Below are 3585 nucleotides of genomic sequence, written 5' to 3'. Positions count from 1 at the left end.
TTCAGAAATGATTACAAAATCCTGTGTAATTGAGCCTAAATATTTTCCGCTTAGTTCTGGATCGTTCTGCATATCAAATGATTATAATTTGCTGCAAAATTAGGAAACATTCTTAAATCAGGCCGATTTCAGTAGCTTCATTATAATTCTTATTTTTAGTGCTTCATTTAAAAATTATATGATGAGAAAAACACTGTTTTTTATATGTTGTGCACTTTCCATTCAATTAAGTGCTCAAACAAGTCAAAACGCTTATCAGCAGCGCGATGCTCTAGCCGAAAAATCAATCTTAAACAGCTATGAGGCGCGTAATATAGGGCCAGTAGTACAAGGCGGAAGAATTGTAGACATTGCGGTAAACGAACAAAATCAAAAGGAATACTATGTAGCCTATGCATCGGGTGGAGTTTTTAAAACTGAAAATCATGGAATTACTTTCAATCCCGTTTTTGATGAAATTGATGCCTTGGGAATTGGAGATATTGCCTTGGCCCCTTCAAACCCACAGATTGTTGTAGTTGGTACTGGAGAAAACAATAGCAGTAGGTCTAGTTATGCGGGTTCTGGTGTTTATAAATCAACAGATGGAGCCAAAACCTGGGAGAGTATTGGGTTAGAAGATACGCAACACATAGGTCGTGTGATTATTCATCCGGAAAACCCTGATGTAATATGGGTGGCATCTATGGGGGCACTTTACTCACATAATGAGGCCAGAGGTGTTTATAAAACCACTGATGGAGGTGAAACCTGGAATAAGACATTGTATGTAAATGACAGTACGGGTATAATTGATTTGGTCATCAATCCCCAAAATCCAGATCAGTTATGGGCTAGCTCGTGGGAGCGTACGCGTAAGGCATCAAATTTTAAAGGCAATGGCCCGGGATCAGCCATTTTCAGATCAGATGATGGCGGAAATACCTGGAATAAGATCGTGGAAGGATTTCCGGAAGGCAAACAAGTAGGTAGAATTGGCCTGGACGTAGCTGCGTCTTCACCAAATATTATATACGCTTTCTTAGACAACCAAGCCGAGACTAAAGAGAAAAAAGAGCAGGATAAAAGTGATGACCTTAAACTGCAGGATTTTAAGGACATGACGGTGCAGCAGCTATTGGCGCTTGATGATGAAATAATTAAAAACTTTCTGGATAAGAATAACTTTCCGAAGAAGTACACGCCACAGTTGCTTAAGAAGGAAATCAGGCAAGGAAAATATGAGCCTAAAGCGGTAGCCAATTATTTTGGCGATGCCAATGCTGCTTTGTTCAATACATCAGTAGTAGGGGCAGAATTGTATAGGTCTGATGATTATGGAGATACCTGGAAAAAGATGAATAGCTATGATCTGGATGGGGTGTACTTCACCTATGGCTATTATTTTGGGGAAGTGCGTGTAGCACCAGATAATCCTGATTTGGCGTATATTTTCGGAGTACCTTTATTGAAAACTACCGATGGTGGTGAAACCTATGCGCGTATCGATACTATTGGAGACGTGCATGTAGATCACCAGGCTTTATGGATAGATCCAAGCGACTCAAAACATGTGCTGTTAGGCAATGATGGTGGCCTCTATGAAAGCTACGATGAAGGTGCTAACTGGCGACACATCAATAACATGTCTGTTGGTCAGTTTTATACTGTAAACGTAGATATGGAGAAGCCATACAACGTGTATGGAGGGTTGCAGGATAATGGTACGCTTGTCGGTTCGTCAAAGTCAATACCTAACCGTACAGCAAAGTGGGAGCGTATCTTTGGTGGTGATGGTATGTTTGTAGTTCCTGATGCAAGAAATAAAGATATTATTTACACAGGCTTCCAGTTTGGTAATTATTACCGAATGGATAGAAGTTCTAATGACTTCGACAAAATAACACCGCAACATGATATCGGAGAACCACAACTCAGGTTTAACTGGCGAACACCTTTGAAGTTGAGCGATCATAACCAGGACATCGTATACATTGGTTCTCAAAGATTGCATAGAAGTTTTGATAAAGGAGACACGTGGGAATCAATAAGCCCGGATTTAACGAAGAATCTCCCTCAGGGCAATGTGCCGTTCTCAACAATTTCTACATTCTCTGAGTCTCCTCTAAAATTCGGACTCATATATGTCGGTACAGATGACGGAAACGTACAAGTCACAAAAAGTGGAGGAGGAGATTGGGCGAAGATTAATAACGGCTTGCCAGCCAATAAATGGGTAAGTGCTGTGTTTGCTTCACCACACAATCAGGCAGAGGTTTTTGTATCGCTCAATGGGTATCGTGAAGATGATTTTTCTACCTACATCTATATGAGCGAAGATTATGGTCAAAGTTGGAAATCATTGAAATCAAACTTACCAGATGTGGTTGTCAATGATTTAATCCAGGATCCTGTAAATCCGAACCTTCTATACCTTGGAACAGACCATGGTACTTATATAAGTTTGAACAAAGGCAACTCCTGGGAAGTGCTCAAGAGCATACCTAATGTAGCCACATACGATCTTTTAGTGCACCCAAGAGATAATGAATTGGTCGTAGGTACACATGGTCGAAGCATTTTTATTGTGGATGCAAAACCGCTGCAAAAGATAGCGGGAAATGCTGACCTGAAGGTGGTATTATTTGAGGTTGATGATGTGCGTCACTCATATAGATGGGGAGAGAGCCGATACGGATATTTAAAGCCTTATCTTCCTCAGGTGAATTTAAATTACTTCATTGAAAATGCAGGGGAAGTAACTTTTTCTGTGAAAAACGAAGAAGGGACTGTGATTAGATCGTGGAGTTCTTCAGCTAAAAAAGGCTTCAACAAAGAAAAATGGGATGTAAAGGTGAGCTATGCTCCTAAAAAGAAGAAAGCTGAAGGTGTTTATAATTTCATCAAAAAAGGAAAATACACCATTGAGATTTCAGCCAATGGACAAACCGATAGTCAGGGATTTGAAGTGAAATAATTGTATTGTCGCCAGCTCTTAAGAGATTTGGCGACATTCTTTTTTAGTCTATAGTATTGCTTTCAATCCAGTCGTTGCTGAATGATATCAAATCTGGATAAAAAGAAAGAAACTGACTGTTAAACTCGTCATAGTGTTTTTTCAACTCCACAGTTGCCGATTCCATTTTTGAATCAAAAGTAGTTCTTCTCGACATGCCATTGAGGGCCCTCTGTAGGCCTTCTACCTTTGAATAATTGTATAGCCAATCATTGGCCTGCATATACGGAAACATGTACTGAACTCCTCTGGGCAGTTTTTTCAAATACTTTTCAATGATGGTATAGCAATGCTGACTAAAATCCTGCAGAGGTAGATGATGAAACTTCGTCCAATTAAGTGCTAAAAAATGATCATAAAACATGTCTACGATCACACCAGCGTAGTGACGATACTTTTTCCTTAGCTTGTCTTTGCTTTCAGAGACAACTTCATGATTATCAGTGTATTCATCAATTGCTCTGTGTAATAAAATGCCCTCGGTTATTTTTCTTGTGTAGTTTTTAAACTCTTTGCCTTTTACAAAATCACCTATAAAATTGCCCACCAATAGCTCTTCCGATTCTCCACTCAGGTGCATGTGTGCTAAA

2 protein-coding genes are annotated in these 3585 nt (G+C 39.7%); one reads left to right on the top strand and one right to left on the bottom strand.

Annotated features, from left to right (window positions below):
- Positions 1-178 precede the first annotated feature (178 nt).
- Complete coding sequence (locus E1176_RS04060; RefSeq protein WP_155209293.1) at positions 179-2956, top strand: WD40/YVTN/BNR-like repeat-containing protein; 2778 nt, start codon at positions 179-181, stop codon at positions 2954-2956.
- A 43-nt stretch (positions 2957-2999) separates the two neighbouring features.
- Here E1176_RS04060 and E1176_RS04055 read toward each other — a convergent pair.
- Positions 3000-3585 (bottom strand): acyl carrier protein phosphodiesterase (locus tag E1176_RS04055; RefSeq protein ID WP_155209292.1); only part of this gene is annotated, 586 nt, incomplete at its 5' end.

The sequence above is a fragment of the Fulvivirga aurantia genome (assembly GCF_009711475.1).
In the GTDB taxonomy this organism is placed as follows: Bacteria; Bacteroidota; Bacteroidia; order Cytophagales; family Cyclobacteriaceae; genus Fulvivirga; species Fulvivirga aurantia.
This window is presented reverse-complemented; position numbering and strand designations above follow the sequence as displayed.